The sequence below is a fragment of the Hansschlegelia zhihuaiae genome, assembly GCF_004103825.1.
Classification (GTDB): Bacteria; Pseudomonadota; Alphaproteobacteria; order Rhizobiales; family Methylopilaceae; genus Methylopila; species Methylopila zhihuaiae.
Genome location: NZ_RYFI01000003.1, coordinates 199,433 through 215,278, shown reverse-complemented (window position 1 = coordinate 215,278; position 15,846 = coordinate 199,433). Strand labels below are relative to the sequence as shown.

The window sequence follows — 15,846 nt, the reverse complement described above, 5'->3', positions numbered from 1 at the left end:
AAATCCGTCCGCGGCGAAACATCCTGTCCCCCGCCGTGATGAGGTCCCATTCTTGACACCCCCCTCGGGGGTGGCCACCTAATCGAGGACCCGACGGCGCCGCATTTCTCATTGAGTCTCGCGCGCAGTCGAACCCTCCGGGCGACGATTGCGCGAGGCCATGACGGCTCGCGTCCCCGCCGCGCCGACCATAAGGCCCGTCGCCCGTCCTCCCGGGGCCGGCGGTCCGGCGAAAGGACAACAAATGACCCCGCCAAAATCGCGCACACCCGCCGGCTCGGGCGCGTCGGAAGTCCGTCCCGTCCTGCCGCTGCGCGACATCGTCGTCTTCCCGCACATGATCGTGCCGCTGTTCGTCGGCCGCGAGAAGTCGATCCGCGCCCTCGAGGAGGTGATGCGCACCGACAGCCCGATCCTGCTCGCGACCCAGAAGAACGCGACCGACGACGAGCCGGCCCCCGGCGCGATCTACGAGATCGGCACGCTCGCCTCCGTGCTCCAGCTGCTCAAGCTGCCCGACGGCACCGTGAAGGTGCTGGTCGAGGGCCAGGCGCGCGGGCGCGTGGTCGGCTTCACGGGCCGCAAGGAGTTCTTCGAGGCCGAGGTCGAGGCGGTCGAGGACGTGATCGAGAAGCCGGTCGAGACCGAGGCGCTGGCGCGCTCGGTGGTGTCGGACTTCGAGAACTACGTGAAGCTCAACAAGAAGGTCTCGCCAGAGGTCGTCTCCGCGGTGAGCCAGATCGACGACCCGTCGAAGCTCGCCGACACGGTCGCCTCGCATCTCGCGGTCAAGATCCCCGAGAAGCAGGGCGTGCTCGAGATCGTCGACGTGTTCGAGCGCCTCGAGAAGGTGCTGTCGCTGATGGAGAGCGAGGTCTCGGTCCTTCAGGTCGAGAAGCGCATCCGCACGCGCGTCAAGCGCCAGATGGAGAAGACCCAGCGCGAGTACTACCTGAACGAGCAGATGAAGGCGATCCAGAAGGAGCTTGGCGACGACGACGGCCGGGACGATCTGGCCGAGCTCGAGGAGCGCATCGCCAAGACCAAGCTCTCCAAGGAGGCGCGCGAGAAGGCCGACGCGGAGTTCAAGAAGCTCCGCCAGATGAGCCCGATGTCGGCCGAAGCCACGGTCGTGCGGAACTATCTCGACTGGCTGCTGTCGATCCCGTGGGGCGTGAAGTCGAAGGTCAAGAAGGACCTGCCGGCGGCCGAGAAGATCCTCGAATCCGACCATTTCGGCCTGGAGAAGGTCAAGGAGCGGATCATCGAGTATCTCGCGGTCCAGAGCCGGGCCAACAAGCTGACCGGGCCGATCCTGTGCCTCGTCGGGCCTCCCGGCGTGGGCAAGACCTCGCTCGCCAAGTCGATCGCCAAGGCCACGGGCCGCGAATATGTCCGCATGTCGCTCGGCGGCGTGCGCGACGAGGCCGAGATCCGCGGCCATCGCCGGACCTATATCGGCTCGATGCCCGGCAAGGTCATCCAGTCGATGAAGAAGGCCAAGAAGGCCAATCCGCTCTTCCTGCTCGACGAGATCGACAAGATGGGCATGGACTTCCGCGGCGACCCGGCGTCGGCGCTGCTTGAGGTGCTCGACCCCGAGCAGAACCACACCTTCAACGACCATTACCTCGAGGTCGACTACGACCTGTCGAGCGTGATGTTCGTGACGACGGCGAACACGCTGAACATCCCGCCGGCCCTGATGGACCGGATGGAGATCATCCGCATCGCCGGCTACACGGAGGAGGAGAAGGTCGAGATCGCGCGGCGGCATCTGCTGCCCGAGATCATCAAGAAGCACGGCCTCGCCGAGAAGGAGTTCTCGGTCGACGACGCCGCGCTGCTGACCGTCATCCGGCGCTACACGCGCGAGGCGGGCGTGCGCAATCTCGAGCGCGAGCTCGCGAACCTCGCCCGCAAGGCCGTGAAGGAGCTGGTGCTCGCCAAGCGGAAGAAGACCGTCAAGGTGACCGACGCCAAGCTCGCCGACTATCTCGGCGTGCCGCGCTACCGCTACGGCGAGGCCGAGAACGAGGATCAGGTGGGCGTCGTCACCGGCCTCGCCTGGACCGAGGTCGGCGGCGAGCTGCTGACGATCGAAGGCGTCATGATGCCCGGCAAGGGCAAGATGACGGTGACGGGCAATCTGCGCGACGTCATGAAGGAGTCGATCTCGGCGGCGGCGTCCTATGTGCGCTCGCGGGCGATCGATTTCGGCGTCGAGCCGCCGCTGTTCGACAGGCGGGACATCCACGTCCACGTGCCCGAGGGGGCGACCCCGAAGGACGGCCCGTCGGCCGGCGTCGCGATGGCGACCGCGATCGTGTCGATCATGACCGGCATCCCGGTCCGCAAGGACATCGCGATGACGGGCGAGATCACGCTGCGCGGCCGCGTGCTGCCGATCGGCGGCCTCAAGGAGAAGCTGCTCGCGGCGCTCCGGGGCGGCATCAAGACGGTGCTGATCCCGGAGGAGAACGCCAAGGACCTGGCGGACATCTCGGCTTCGGTGAAGTCGAAGCTCGAGATCGTGCCCGTGCGGGTCATCGACGAGGTTCTGAGCCGCGCGCTCACGCGGCGGCCGGAGCCGATCGAGTGGGACGAGGAGCAGGCTGCGCCGCCCGCGCTCGCAACCCAAGCGGAGGACGATTCGGCGGGACTTCGCGCCCACTGACATACCGGCGGCCGCCGTCCCGCTTCGGGACGGATCGACCGCCGAGACGCCGCATTCGAGGCCCGGAGCGCTGCTCCGGGCCTCTTCTTTTGTGCGGCGCACCTCGATTCCGTTCGAAAATGACGGGAAATCGCCCTTCCGTCCTTGCCTTGTCGGCGATTTCGATGAAGGGTGCGCGCCTTATTCGCAGGGCCCCGCGACTCCGTCCGGGTCCGTCATTCCCACGGAGGAAGCCTGATGAACAAATCCGACCTGATCGCCGAAGTCGCCGACAAGTCCGGCCTGACCAAGCTCGACGCCGCCAAGGCGGTTGACGCCACCTTCGACGCGGTGATCGCCGCGCTCAAGAAGGGCGACGAAGTGCGTCTCGTCGGCTTCGGCACTTTCGCGGTGGTCAAGCGCGCCGCCGGCGTCGGCCGCAATCTGCGGACGGGCGAGACCATCAAGATCCCGGCCTCGAAGACGCCGAAGTTCAAGGCCGGCCAGGCCCTCAAGGACGCCGTCAACGGCTGATCCTGTCCGCCGGACGGCGCGCCCGAGCGGCGCGACGTCCGGCCGCGGCCCGGCCGAGCGCCGGTCGCTGCGCCGGCCTTCGGGCCGAGCTTTTCCCCGCGCATCCTTCAAGCGGTTTGCGAGTCGCACTCTTCGGAAGGTCGCGCCGACGTATCGCCGCGGCTGATTCTGGCGTATTGCCTCTGGCGCTTCGCGCGGCGGGCGGTTAGCTCAGTTGGTAGAGCATCTCGTTTACACCGAGAGGGTCGGCGGTTCGAGCCCGTCACCGCCCACCAATCCGCTTTCTCAAGCATCGTCAAAGGGATGGCCGCCGCGCCTCGGCGGATGCGTGGACCCCTGCGACCGGTCTTTCACGCGCTTCCCGAAATCCGCCGCGCGTCCCCGGCGCTCCTTGACAGCGCCTGCCGCCTCCCGTACCAACCGCGCACTTCAACGGGCGCGCCCGTTCGGGGGTGTAGCTCAGTCGGTTAGAGCGCCGGCCTGTCACGCCGGAGGCCGCGGGTTCGAGTCCCGTCACTCCCGCCAAGGTCTTCTAAGGTTCCGGTGACAGCGGAACGCCAGTTCAGACTTTTTGGCCCTCATCCGTTCTCGGCGCGCCGTTGCGACGTCGCTCTTTCGTCATGTCGGGCGCCGAGCTTCGGGCGACCGACAGCGTGTCGCTAAACGGACAGTTAAAAGTTCAGGTCCTTTGGACCGCGTTCGTTAGGCGAGCTTTCAGCAAGGATCGGAAGTCAGGCGCGTCAACAGCCGCCCCAGCCTCAAGCGCCTTGCTCCGCCTTCAGCGCGGCATAGAGTCAGCCATCGCTGCCGTGGTTCGGGGGACGATCATGAGCCGGTCTGCCTTCGCGCTTCTTGTGCTGCTTGCGGCGAGCTCAGCCGCCTTTGCCGATGACGCTCCGGCGCGGTTTGCAGGCGCGTCGGTTGATCTCGCCGAAATCCTTGGATCGCCGGCCGATCCCGACGCGATCGACGATCTTCCCGATCCTCCAGTGCTGCGGGCCCAGAACGGAACGCTCGACGCGACGCTGACCGCGCGGCCGAGCTGGGTTCGCGTCGCTGGCAAACGCTTCCGCAGCAACGTCTATAACGGGCTCTACATCCCGCCGACCCTCGTGCTCAGCCGCGGCGACACGCTCAAGCTGACGCTGAACAACGAGATCGGTCCGGCCGACATCGAAATGAAGAAGTCGTTCCGGACCAACATGCATTACCATGGGACGGACGTCACTCCGAAGTCTCCGGGCGACGACGTCTTCCTCAAGGTGAAGGCCGGGACGAGCTTCGACTATGTGGTGCCGTTCCCGAAGGACCATCCCGAAGGGCTGCACTGGTACCACCCGCACGCCCACGGCGTCGTGGAGCGCCAGATCCTGTCGGGCATGTCCGGCATGCTGATCGTCGACGGCTATATCGAGGCGCATTATCCGGAGCTCGCCGACCTGAGGCGGCGCGTCATGGTGTTCAAGGACATCACTCTGCCGGGCGAGAGCAAGACGACCCTGACGCTCAACAGTTACCGCGAGCCTCCGATCAAGGCGCGCCCGCTGGAGTGGCAGGTCTGGCAGATCGGAAATCTCGGGGCGAACTCCTTCGTCCAGCTCGCGCTCGAAGGACACGAGTTCTGGACGTTCGAGCGCGACGGCAACGTCCTGCCGAAACCCCAGCTGCAGGACTTTCTCTACCTCGCGCCTGGCGCGCGCGTCACGGTCGCCGTGAAGGCCGGCAAGGCCGGAACCTATCGGCTCAAATCGCTCAAGGTCGACACCGGACCGACGGGCTTGCCGGCTCCCGAGGTCAGCCTCGGCAACCTCGTCGTGTCAGGCGACCCCAAGCCGGAGAGCGGGATCAGGAAACGCCTGACGGAAGGCGCGGAGAACGCCGCTTCGATCTTCCCCCGCGCGCGGGACTATCGCGACCTTCCGATCACCCGCGAGCGCGTCTTCGAATTCTCCGACGCGCCCGACTTCAGCGCGTTCTACATCAACGGCGTCACCTTCGACCCGAATGTGGTGAACACCACCACGCGGGTCGGCGACGTCGAGAAATGGACGCTGCGCAACCTGGCGGGCGAGTTGCACGTCTTCCACCTGCACCAGACGTCGTTTCTCGTGCTCGACAAGGGCGTCGGCAAACAGGAGGACGCGACGGGTCTCAGGGACGTGATCACGCTTCCCTACGCCCTCGACGGCAAGCCGGGCGAGGTGACGGTCATCATTCCCTTCACCAACCCCGTGATGGTCGGCCAGTTCGTCTATCACTGCCACATCGTGGGGCATGAGGACGCCGGGATGATGCAGTCGATCCGCGTGCTGCCCCGCCGCACCGCGGCCGAGGACGCTTGGCGGATGTTCGGCCGGCTGCTCGGCTCCGACGAGCCGCCGCCCTGGTGGCCGGCCCGCGCCCAGCGCGCCGCCCGGCTTCCGGAGGCGGACGAGCTGAGCGCCGCGCTGCGCGGCGAGATCTGCGTGTCGTCGGATCCCGACGACGAGCGGGCGGAGGCGAGCCTTTGGATGTCGGGCCGCGGGCCGGTGGCGCCCGCGAACTAGCGACGGCGGGCCGCCCGGTTCCGCCGGTCGAAGACGTCCGCGGCTCGGCTGTCGTCGAAGCCGGAATGCGGCTACGATCGCGCCGCGAGCCGGGAGGGTCCGACAATGACGCGATTGCTTGCCACGCTGGCGGCTCTGGCCCTGACGCTAGGGGCCGCCGCGGCCGAGGACGGCACGAGGGCCGCAGGCGGCGCCGAGATGGCGCCGGCGCATGTCGAGGGCGACGAGGGCTGGGACGGTTCGGCGAAGCCGGACGAGAGCCCCGCTAAGGTCGAGACGATCGCCGAGAGCGACAAGCCGGCAGAAGCGGCCGCAAAGCCGGTCTCTGAAGGTGAAACGAAGAAGCCGGCGGAGCCGGGCGCCGAAAGCGCGAAGTCCGCCGACGCCCCCGCGTCCGCCAAGACCGTGGCCGAGCCCGCCAAGGCTGTGGCGGAGCCCGCAAAGGACACGGCCGAGCACGCTAAGCCGTCCGGGGCGGAGCGAAAGGCCTCGGAGAGCGACCGCAAGCTCGATTCGGCGGGGGCGCGGCCCGCCGGCTCCGATGCGCCGAAAGCCGCCCAGAAGGCGACGGCCGCGACGGAAACCAGGAGCGAGCCTGCAAAGGCCGTGAAAATCGACGTCAAATCCGACGCGAAGCTGACGGCCAGGCCGCGGGACGCGTTCGTCGTCGAACGCGCTTCGATCGCCCCGCGGTCCAAACCGGTCGCCGAGCCGCGTCCACGCGCAAAGTCCGCCCGCGCCGATGCGGACCTCCGGGCGGCCGAATCTCCTCGGCCGCACGCCACGCTTCGCTCCGCGACGCCGCGTACGGGTCAAAGAACCGCCGGGGCGGATCGTGTCCGCGACGCCGAGACCGTCGACGTCGCCCAGCGGGTCACGCGCGACTCGGGGCCGGTCGCAGGCGGCATCCTGTGCGGCGGCGGCAGCAAATGGCGCTGCAACTGGATCGAGCGCGAGCACGACAAGTTCTACAAGTTCAGCCCGGGCCATAACTGGACCGACCAGACCATGGCGACGGACTTCTGCGCGACCAACAAGCAGATGCGCGTCGCCTCCGCGACGCGCATCAAGTCGCTGCCCGGCGGCTGCTGCGGGTTCACGGTCGTGCAGGTCACCTGCCGGCGCTGACCCCCGCCGGCGGGGCGAGCCGACGTCGGAAACCGCCGTGACCGGCGAGACCGGGACATCCGTTTCCGGGCGCTCGGACCGCGACTCTGGAATTTGTCCGTTTCGCCTTGGGAGCGCCTTGCGCCTTTGGCGTCAGGGGTCTAAGCCTCGGGCGCTCCGGCGGAATGCTGCAGCGCAAGAGCGTCGCGCCGGCGCCGCCGGCCCCTGTCCATCGGTCCTGTCGAGAGGCGTCGAAGGATGACCGATCTCCTCGCCGATTACCTTCCCCTCGTGATCTTCCTGGGGGTCTCGCTGCTCATCGGCGTCGCGCTGCTTGTGTCGCCCTTCATTCTGGCATACCAGAATCCGGACCCTGAGAAGCTGTCCGCCTATGAGTGCGGGTTCAACGCCTTCGACGACGCCCGGATGAAGTTCGACGTGCGGTTCTATCTGGTCGCGATCCTGTTCATCATCTTTGATCTCGAGGTCGCGTTCCTGTTTCCCTGGGCTGTCGCGTTTAAGGAGGTCGGGCTCTACGGCTTCTGGTCGATGATGGCCTTCCTGGGCGTGCTCACGGTCGGCTTCGTCTATGAGTGGCGGAAGGGAGCGCTGGAATGGGATTGACCCAGGCCGAGCTCGTCCGGACCGAGGACACGCTGGTCGCCGATCAGCCCAAGGGGCTGGTCGACCCGTCGGGCCGTCCGCTTGGGGCTGGCGACCGCTTTTTCGGCGAGTTCCGCGCGGAGCTGTCCGACAAGGGCTTCATCGTCACCTCGACCGAGGACCTCATCAACTGGGCCCGCACCGGCTCGCTGATGTGGATGACGTTCGGGCTCGCCTGCTGCGCGGTCGAGATGATGCAGGTCTCGATGCCGCGCTACGACGTCGAGCGCTTCGGGTTCGCGCCGCGTGCCAGCCCGCGCCAGTCCGACGTGATGATCGTCGCCGGCACGCTGACCAACAAGATGGCTCCGGCGCTCCGCAAGGTCTACGACCAGATGCCGGAGCCGCGCTACGTCATCTCCATGGGCTCCTGCGCCAATGGCGGCGGCTACTACCATTATTCCTACGCGGTGGTTCGCGGCTGCGACCGGGTGGTGCCGATCGACATCTACGTTCCCGGCTGCCCCCCGACCGCGGAGGCGCTGCTCTACGGCGTGCTGCTGCTGCAGAAGAAGATCCGCCGCACCGGCACGATCGAGCGGTGACAGCAGTGACCGACGCGTCCAACGTCTCGCCCCATGACGTACAGCCCGCTCCGACCGGCGCGCTGCAGGCGCTCGCCGCCCACATCGCGGCTGGTCTCGGCCCGAAGCTCGGCTCGTCGTCGATCGCTTTCGGCGAGCTGACGCTGAAGGCGGAAGCGGCTGACATTATCGACGTGCTGACCTTCCTGCGCGACGATCCAGGCTGCCGCTTCGTGAGTTTCGTCGACATCTGCGGCGTCGACTGGCCGGCCCGCGAGAAGCGCTTCGACGTCGTCTATCATCTGCTGTCGCCTTACAAGAACACGCGGGTCCGCGTGAAGGTCGAGGCCGACGACGTCACGCCCGTGCCGTCTGCGACCCCGGTCTTCCCCGGCGCGCTCTGGTTCGAGCGCGAGGCCTACGACCTCTACGGCGTGCTGTTCTCGGGCCACCCCGACCTGCGCCGGCTGCTGACTGATTACGGTTTCGAAGGCCACCCGCTCCGCAAGGACTTCCCGACCACCGGCTTCGTCGAGGTGCGCTGGGACGACGAGGCCAAGCGCGTGGTCTACGAGCCTGTCCGGCTCAATCAGGAATTCCGCAACTTCGACTTCCTCTCGCCGTGGGAGGGCACGGACTACGTGCTGCCCGGCGACGAGAAGGCCAAGCAGCCCCAGTGAGCGCGGACGTGGCGGCGGGCGAGCGCATTGAAGGTCGGTGCCTGTGCGGCGCGGCGCGGTTCAGCGCCGAGCTTCACGACGCGTTCATGAGCGCCTGCCATTGCACGATGTGCCGGCGCTGGACGAGCGGGATGTTCATGAGCCTCGCGGTCAAGCCCGAGAGCCTAAAGCTCGAGGACGAAAGCACGTTCGGCATGTTCGCCTCCTCGGCCGAGGCGGAGCGCGGCTTCTGCAAGACCTGCGGCTCGCCGCTGTTCTGGCGCGCGCTTGACGGCTCCTCGGCGGACGTCTCGGCGCAGGCGATCGACGATCCGTCGCGCTTCCCGTTCGAACTCGAGATCTACATGGACGAGAAGCCCGCCAATTACGGCTTCGCGGGCCAGAGGCGCCGGCTGACCGGCGCCGAATGGCGCGCCGCGAAGGAGGCCGCGAATGGCTGAGGCCGCGCCCCGGACCGGCCGCTGTCTGTGCGGCGCGCTCAGATTCTCGGCGACGCCGACGTCGCTCGACGTCGACGTCTGCCATTGCGGCATGTGCCGCCGCTGGACCGGCGGCGCCTTCATGGCCGCGGCCTGCGAGGCCGTCGCTATCGAGAACGAGGCTGCGGCCGGCGTCTACAGGTCGTCGGACTATGGCGAGCGGGTGTTTTGCAAACGCTGCGGTTCGAGCCTGATCTGGCGCATGCAGGACGGATCGTCGGCGCATGTCTCGGTGTCGGCGCTCGACGACCTGTCGGGCTTCGCTCTCGCGCAGGAAATTTTCATCGACGAGAAGCCCGCCTTCTACGACTTCGCCAACGAGACTCGGAAGCTGACCGGAGCCGACTTCGTGGCGATGTTCGCTTCGGCGGAAGATGGGAGCGGCCAATGACAGACCCGCGCTCCTCGACGCTGACGCCCGGCCTGCGCCACGTCTTCTCGTACGTGGTGCCCGAGAGCAAGACGGTGCCGTCGCTCTATCCTGAGGCCGAACAGTTCCAGGCCATGCCGAAGGTGTTCGCCACCGGCTTCATGGTCGGCCTGATGGAATGGACCTGCATCCAGCTGCTCGCGCCGCATCTCGCCGCCGGCGAGGGCAGCCTCGGAACGCATATCGACGTCTCGCATCTCGCCGCGACGCCGCCGGGACTGACGGTGACGGTCGAGGCCGAACTCACGCAGGTCGACGGGCGCCGCGTGTGGTTCGACGTGTCCGCGCGCGACGACCGCGATCTGATCGGCGCGGGCCGTCACGAGCGGGCCATCGTCGGCTGGTCGAAATTCGAGGCGCGCGTCGCGGAAAAGCTCAAGACGGTGCTCGATGGCTGAAGCCGACATCCGCAACTTCACCATCAATTTCGGCCCGCAGCACCCGGCGGCGCATGGCGTGCTGCGCCTCGTGCTGGAGCTCGACGGCGAGGTCGTGGAGCGCGTCGACCCGCATATCGGGCTGCTGCATCGCGGCACCGAGAAGTTGATCGAGACCAAGACCTATCTGCAGGCGATGCCGTATTTCGACCGGCTCGACTATGTCGCGCCGATGAACCAGGAGCACGCCTTCTGCCTCGCGACCGAGCGGCTGCTCGGCGTCGAGATCCCGATCCGCGCCCAGCTTATCCGGGTGCTCTATTGCGAGATCGGCCGCATTCTCAGCCACCTCCTCAACGTCACCACGCAGGCGATGGACGTCGGCGCGCTGACGCCGCCCCTCTGGGGCTTTGAAGAGCGCGAAAAACTGATGGTGTTCTATGAGCGGGCGTCAGGCTCGCGCATGCACGCGGCCTATTTCCGGCCCGGCGGCGTGCACCAGGACCTGCCACCGCAGCTGATCGACGACATCGACCACTGGTGCACGGGCTTCTACAAGGCGCTTAAGGACATCGACGACCTGCTCACCGAGAACCGCATCTTCAAGCAGCGCAACGTCGACATCGGCGTCGTGCCGCTGAGCGAGGCGTGGGAGTGGGGATTCTCGGGCGTCATGGTGCGCGGCTCGGGCGCGGCCTGGGATCTGCGTAAGTCGCAGCCCTATGAGTGCTACGCCGACCTCGATTTCGACATTCCGATCGGCAAAAATGGCGACAATTACGACCGCTATCTGATCCGCATGGAGGAGATGCGGCAGTCCGCCCGCATCATGCAGCAGTGCTGCGCGCGGCTTCGCGTCGAGAAGGGCCGGATCGCGACCAGCGACGGCAAGGTCGCGCCGCCGAAGCGCGCCGAGATGAAGCGCTCGATGGAGGGCCTCATCCACCACTTCAAGCTCTACACCGAGGGCTATCGGGTGCCGGAGGGCGAGGTCTACGCCGCTGTCGAGGCGCCCAAGGGCGAGTTCGGCGTCTATCTGGTCTCCGACGGCACCAACAAGCCCTATCGCTGCAAGATCCGCGCACCGGGCTTCGCGCATCTCCAGGCCATGGATCACCTCTGCCGCGGCTCGATGCTGGCCGACGTCTCGGCCATCCTCGGCTCGATCGACATCGTGTTCGGGGAGGTCGACCGGTGAACGTCGCTTCGCACGACCGGTCTGCGTGCTTCGAGACGCGCGTCTGCGACGCGCTCCTCAGCATGAGGAGCGCAGAGGATGGCGGCCGCAAACCTCCTCATCCTGAGGAGGCCCGAAGGGCCGTCTCGAAGCACGCAGGACGTCTGTCCAACTGTCACTTCGGTAGGGTCGGGCCCGCCGTCGAGGGTGTTGTCTGATGTCCGTTCGCCGCCTCTACGCCGAGCAGCCCGCCGACTTCGCCTTCACGCAGGACAATCTGCAGTGGGTCGAGGGGCAGATCGCCAAATATCCGGAGGGCCGGCAGGCCTCCGCGGTCATTCCGCTGCTGTGGAAGGCTCAGGAGCAGCATGGCGGCTGGCTGCCGGAGCCTGCGATCCGCCGGATCGCCGAGATGCTCGGCATGCCGACGATCCGTGTGATGGAGGTCGCGACCTTCTACACGATGTTCAACCTTTCGCCGGTCGGCGAGCATTTCGTGCAGCTCTGCGGCACGACGCCCTGCGCGCTCCGCGGCGCAAACGCCCTGAAGGAGGTCTGCCGCAAGGCGATCGGCCCGGAGCGGACGGTCTCGGCCGACGGCAAGCTCTCCTGGCTCGAGGTCGAATGCCTAGGCGCCTGCGCCAACGCTCCGATGGTGCAGATCAACTACGACTATTACGAGGACTTAGACCCGGAGAACTTCGAGGCGCTGCTGGACAAGCTCCGCGCAGGCGAGACCGTTGCGCCGGGCCCCCAGACCGGGCGCTCCTGCTCGGCGCCGCTCGGCGGCGACACCACGCTCACCGACGAGACGCTCTATGACGGCTCGGTCGTCGGCGCCTGGAAGAAGCGCTTCCATGACAAGCACGGCGAAGGAGACGCGACCGACGCCTCTTCGGAAGGGCGGCCCGGCGACAAGAGCCGCCCGGAAGCCAAGACCGCTTCGGGCAAGGGCGACGCCGAGGCGCGTCCGGACGCCGGCGAGGCGAAGCCCGAAAAGGCGAGCAAGCCGGGCGCGCCCAAGAAACCGGGCGGGGAGGGTTGATCCGATGCTGGCCGATCGCGACCGGATCTTCACCAACCTCTATGGCCGCCGCGGCGCCGACCTGAAGTCGGCGCTGAAGCGCGGCGCCTGGGACGAGACCAAGTTCCTGCTCGACAAGGGCCGCGAATGGATCGTGGCCGAGATGAAGGCCTCGGGCCTGCGCGGCCGCGGCGGCGCGGGCTTCCCGACGGGCCTGAAATGGTCGTTCATGCCGAAGCCCCAGGAGGGCCGGCCGCATTACCTCGTGGTCAACGCCGACGAGTCGGAGCCCGGCACCTGCAAGGACCGGGAGATCATGCGGAACGACCCGCATCTCCTGATCGAGGGCTGCCTGATCGCGTCCTTCGCGATGCACGCCCACGCCTGCTACGTCTACATCCGCGGCGAATATGTCCGCGAGAAGGAAGCGCTGCAGCGCGCCGTCGACGAGGCCTATGAGGCGGGGCTGGTCGGCCCGAACAACAAGCATGGCTGGCCGTTCGACATCTACGTCCACCACGGCGCAGGGGCATACATCTGCGGCGAGGAGACGGCGCTGCTCGAAAGCCTCGAGGGCAAGAAGGGCATGCCGCGGCTGAAGCCGCCGTTCCCGGCGAATATGGGCCTCTACGGTTGCCCCACGACGGTCAACAACGTCGAGTCGATCGCGGTCGCGGGTGAGATCCTGAGGCGCGGCGGCGAATGGTTCGCGGCGATCGGCAAGCCCAACAACACCGGCACCAAGATCTTTTCGATCTCCGGCCACGTCGAGCGGCCCTGCAACGTCGAGGTCGAGATGGGCGTCGACTTCCGCGAGCTGGTCGACCGGCACTGCGGCGGCGTCCGCGGCGGCTGGGACAATCTTTACGCCGTGATCCCGGGCGGCTCCTCCGTGCCGGTGCTGCCGGCGAGCCAGTGCCAGGAGCTGTCGATGGATTTCGACACGCTCCGGAACCTGAGGTCCGGTCTCGGCACCGCGGCCGTGATCGTGATGGACAAGTCGACCGACATCGTCCGCGCCATCAGCCGCATCTCGTACTTCTACAAGCACGAGAGCTGCGGCCAGTGCACGCCCTGCCGCGAGGGCACCGGCTGGATGTGGCGGGTGCTGGAGCGCATGGCCGAGGGCCGCGCGGAGAAGCGCGAGATCGACATGCTGCTCGAGGTCACGACCCAGGTCGAGGGCCACACGATCTGCGCGCTGGGCGACGCCGCGGCGTGGCCCGTGCAGGGCCTGATCCGGCATTTCCGCCACGAGATCGAGAAGCGCATCGACGACTACACCGCGCGCTCGACGCCGGCTGACTATCCGGTGTCGGCGGTGGCGGCGGAGTAGGTCGGATGACTGACGAGCCCGACAACATGGTGCTGATCTATCTTCGTCGCCTCGACTCGAAGATGGACCGCGTCATCGATGAGGTTTCGGACCTCAAGATCGGAATGACGAACCTCGAAGAGCGCTCGGCGAAGATCGAGTTGGAGATGGCGGGGATCAACCGCCGGATCGATCGCGTCGAGGGTCGCCTCGACCGGATCGAGCGCCGTCTCGACCTCGTCGACATGCCGCATTGAGGAGCCTCGGATGACCAAACTCATCGTCGACGGCGCCGAGGTCGAGGTTCCGGCCGAATACACGATCTTGCAGGCCTGCGAGGCCGCGGGCGCCGAGATTCCGCGCTTCTGCTACCATGAGCGGCTGTCGATCGCCGGCAACTGCCGCATGTGCCTCGTCGAGGTGAAGGGCGGGCCGCCGAAGCCCGTCGCCTCCTGCGCCATGGGCGTGAAGGACCTGCGCCCCGGGCCGAACGGCGAGCCGCCGGTCGTGTTCACGCGCTCGCCGATGGTCAAGAAGGCGCGCGAGGGGGTGATGGAGTTCCTGCTCATCAACCACCCGCTCGACTGCCCGATCTGCGACCAGGGCGGCGAATGCGACCTGCAGGACCAGGCGATGGCCTATGGCGTCTCGGGCTCGCGCTTCCACGAGAACAAGCGCGCGGTCGAGGACAAATATATCGGCCCGCTGGTCAAGACGATCATGACGCGTTGCATCCACTGCACGCGCTGCGTGAGGTTCGTGGCGGAAGTGGCGGGCTCGCCTGAGATCGGCGCGATCGGCCGCGGCGAGGACATGGAGATCACGACCTATCTCGAGCACGCGATGACGTCGGAGCTGCAGGGCAACGTCATCGACCTCTGCCCGGTCGGCGCGCTCACCTCGCGCCCTTACGCCTTCCAGGCGCGGTCCTGGGAGCTCAGCAAGACCGAGTCGATCGACGTCATGGACGCGCTCGGCTCGGCGATCCGCGTCGACGCCCGCGGCCGCGAGGTCATGCGCATCCTGCCGCGGATCAACGAGGACGTGAACGAGGAGTGGATCTCGGACAAGACCCGCTTCGTCTGGGACGGCCTCAGGACCCAGCGGCTCGACCGGCCCTATCTGCGCGAGAACGGCCGGCTGCGGCCTGCGAACTGGCCCGAGGTCTTCTCGGCGATCGCCGAGAAGGCGAAGGCCGCCGACCCGAAGCGCATGGGCGCCATCGCGGGCGACCTCGCGACCGCGGAGGAGATGTTCGCGCTCAAGGATCTGATGGGCCGGCTCGGCGTGACGAACATCGACGCGCGCCAGGACGGCTCGGCGCTCGATCCGCGCCATGGCCGCGGCAGTTATCTGTTCAACGCCGGGATCTCCGGCATCGACGAGGCCGACGCGATCCTGCTGGTCGGGACCAATCCGCGCCACGAGGCCCCGGTGCTGAACGCCCGCATCCGCAAGCGCTGGCGGCTGGGCGGCCTCAAGGTCGCGCTCGTCGGCGAGCGCGCGGACCTGACCTATGGCGCCGAGCATGTCGGCGCCGGGACCGACAGCCTGACCGAACTGGTCGAGGGCAAGCATTCCTTCGCCAAGGTCCTGTCGGGCGCGAGCCGGCCGCTGGTGATCGTCGGCGCCGGCGCGCTGGCGCGGGCCGACGGGCTCGCCGTGCTGGCCGCCGCCGCCAAGCTCGCGAAGAGCTCGGGCGAGGCCGCCGGCTGGAACGGGCTCTGCGTTCTCCACTCCGCAGCTTCCCGCGTCGCGGCGCTCGATCTCGGCCTCACGCCGGGCGAGGGCGGCCTGACCGCGCCCGAGATGGCGGCGTCCGGCGCGCTTGACCTGGTCTTCCTGCTCGGCGCCGACGAGATCGATGTCGGCGCGGGCGCCTTCGCGGTCTATGTTGGCAGCCATGGCGACCGCGGCGCGCATCGTGCGGACGTCATCCTCCCCGGCGCCGCCTACACCGAGAAGTCCGGCATCTACGTCAATACGGAGGGCCGCGTTCAGATGGCGAATCGCGCCGCCTTCCCGCCCGGCGAGGCGCGCGAGGACTGGGCGATCCTGCGGGCGCTCTCCGAGCGGCTCGGAGCGAAGCTGCCCTACGACTCGCTGGCGCAGCTCCGCGCCGCGATGTTCGCGGCCGCGCCGCATCTTGCCGCGATCGACCAGATCGCCGAGGCCGGAGAGCCGACCTTCGACCAGAGCGTCCGGCTCTCGAGCGAGCCGTTCCGCAACGCGATCGCGGACTTCTATCTGTCGAACCCGATTGCCCGCGCCTCGGCCGTGATGGCCGAGATGAGCGCGCTCCGGCGCGGCGCACATGCCGAGGCGGCGGAGTAG

At 67.7% G+C, this 15,846-nt stretch carries 15 protein-coding genes and 2 tRNA genes; all 17 read left to right on the top strand.

The window, feature by feature from the left end; translation table 11 throughout:
• The first annotated feature begins 244 nt into the window (after nucleotides 1-244).
• The 17 genes from lon to nuoG all read left to right on the top strand — a co-directional run bounded on the left by lon (nucleotide 245) and on the right by nuoG (nucleotide 15,846).
• A complete protein-coding gene (lon, locus tag EK403_RS04915) occupies nucleotides 245-2,677 on the top strand; it encodes an endopeptidase La (RefSeq protein ID WP_128776376.1) in 2,433 nt (810 codons plus the stop codon).
• Nucleotides 2,678-2,914: 237 nt separating this feature from the next.
• Nucleotides 2,915-3,190 (top strand): HU family DNA-binding protein, encoded by a 276-nt coding sequence (locus EK403_RS04910; protein WP_128776375.1) that lies wholly within the window; start codon nucleotides 2,915-2,917, stop codon nucleotides 3,188-3,190.
• A 199-nt stretch (nucleotides 3,191-3,389) separates the two neighbouring features.
• Nucleotides 3,390-3,465 (top strand) — tRNA-Val (locus EK403_RS04905).
• Between the two features lie 173 nt (nucleotides 3,466-3,638).
• Nucleotides 3,639-3,715: transfer RNA gene (locus EK403_RS04900), tRNA-Asp, on the top strand.
• A 302-nt stretch (nucleotides 3,716-4,017) separates the two neighbouring features.
• Entirely contained in the window at nucleotides 4,018-5,736 is a 1,719-nt protein-coding gene (locus tag EK403_RS04895) for a multicopper oxidase family protein (RefSeq protein ID WP_164919496.1), read from the top strand.
• 105 nt (nucleotides 5,737-5,841) lie between these two features.
• Nucleotides 5,842-6,864, top strand: coding sequence for a hypothetical protein (locus EK403_RS04890; RefSeq protein WP_128776373.1), 1,023 nt, complete (start codon nucleotides 5,842-5,844; stop codon nucleotides 6,862-6,864).
• Between the two features lie 237 nt (nucleotides 6,865-7,101).
• Nucleotides 7,102-7,467, top strand: a complete 366-nt coding sequence (locus tag EK403_RS04885) for an NADH-quinone oxidoreductase subunit A (protein ID WP_128776372.1) — start codon at nucleotides 7,102-7,104, stop codon at nucleotides 7,465-7,467.
• Nucleotides 7,458-8,051 carry a NuoB/complex I 20 kDa subunit family protein gene (locus EK403_RS04880; protein WP_128776371.1) on the top strand — a complete coding sequence of 198 codons (594 nt, stop codon included), beginning with the start codon at nucleotides 7,458-7,460 and terminating at the stop codon, nucleotides 8,049-8,051. Before EK403_RS04885 ends, EK403_RS04880 begins: the two co-directional genes overlap by 10 nt.
• 5 nt (nucleotides 8,052-8,056) lie before the next feature.
• Nucleotides 8,057-8,710 carry an NADH-quinone oxidoreductase subunit C gene (locus EK403_RS04875; RefSeq protein WP_206659482.1) on the top strand — a complete coding sequence of 218 codons (654 nt, stop codon included), beginning with the start codon at nucleotides 8,057-8,059 and terminating at the stop codon, nucleotides 8,708-8,710.
• Nucleotides 8,707-9,150 carry a GFA family protein gene (locus tag EK403_RS04870; protein ID WP_487327321.1) on the top strand — a complete coding sequence of 148 codons (444 nt, stop codon included), beginning with the start codon at nucleotides 8,707-8,709 and terminating at the stop codon, nucleotides 9,148-9,150. Before EK403_RS04875 ends, EK403_RS04870 begins: the two co-directional genes overlap by 4 nt.
• Entirely contained in the window at nucleotides 9,143-9,580 is a 438-nt protein-coding gene (locus EK403_RS04865; protein ID WP_128776370.1) for a GFA family protein, read from the top strand. The genes EK403_RS04870 and EK403_RS04865 overlap by 8 nt, the downstream gene beginning before the upstream one ends.
• The gene (locus tag EK403_RS04860; RefSeq protein ID WP_128776369.1) at nucleotides 9,577-10,017 is read left to right on the top strand and encodes a thioesterase family protein; all 441 of its coding nucleotides are present in this window, start codon (nucleotides 9,577-9,579) and stop codon (nucleotides 10,015-10,017) included. The genes EK403_RS04865 and EK403_RS04860 overlap by 4 nt, the downstream gene beginning before the upstream one ends.
• On the top strand, nucleotides 10,010-11,194 hold the full coding sequence (locus EK403_RS04855; RefSeq protein ID WP_128776368.1) for an NADH-quinone oxidoreductase subunit D: 1,185 nt from the start codon (nucleotides 10,010-10,012) through the stop codon (nucleotides 11,192-11,194). Before EK403_RS04860 ends, EK403_RS04855 begins: the two co-directional genes overlap by 8 nt.
• A 196-nt stretch (nucleotides 11,195-11,390) precedes the next feature.
• Entirely contained in the window at nucleotides 11,391-12,218 is an 828-nt protein-coding gene (nuoE, locus tag EK403_RS04850) for an NADH-quinone oxidoreductase subunit NuoE (RefSeq protein WP_128776367.1), read from the top strand.
• A 4-nt stretch (nucleotides 12,219-12,222) separates the two neighbouring features.
• Entirely contained in the window at nucleotides 12,223-13,533 is a 1,311-nt protein-coding gene (gene nuoF, locus EK403_RS04845; protein ID WP_128776366.1) for an NADH-quinone oxidoreductase subunit NuoF, read from the top strand.
• Nucleotides 13,534-13,538: 5 nt separating this feature from the next.
• Nucleotides 13,539-13,769 carry a tropomyosin gene (locus EK403_RS04840; RefSeq protein WP_128776365.1) on the top strand — a complete coding sequence of 77 codons (231 nt, stop codon included), beginning with the start codon at nucleotides 13,539-13,541 and terminating at the stop codon, nucleotides 13,767-13,769.
• Nucleotides 13,770-13,779: 10 nt separating this feature from the next.
• Entirely contained in the window at nucleotides 13,780-15,846 is a 2,067-nt protein-coding gene (gene nuoG, locus EK403_RS04835) for an NADH-quinone oxidoreductase subunit NuoG (RefSeq protein ID WP_128776364.1), read from the top strand.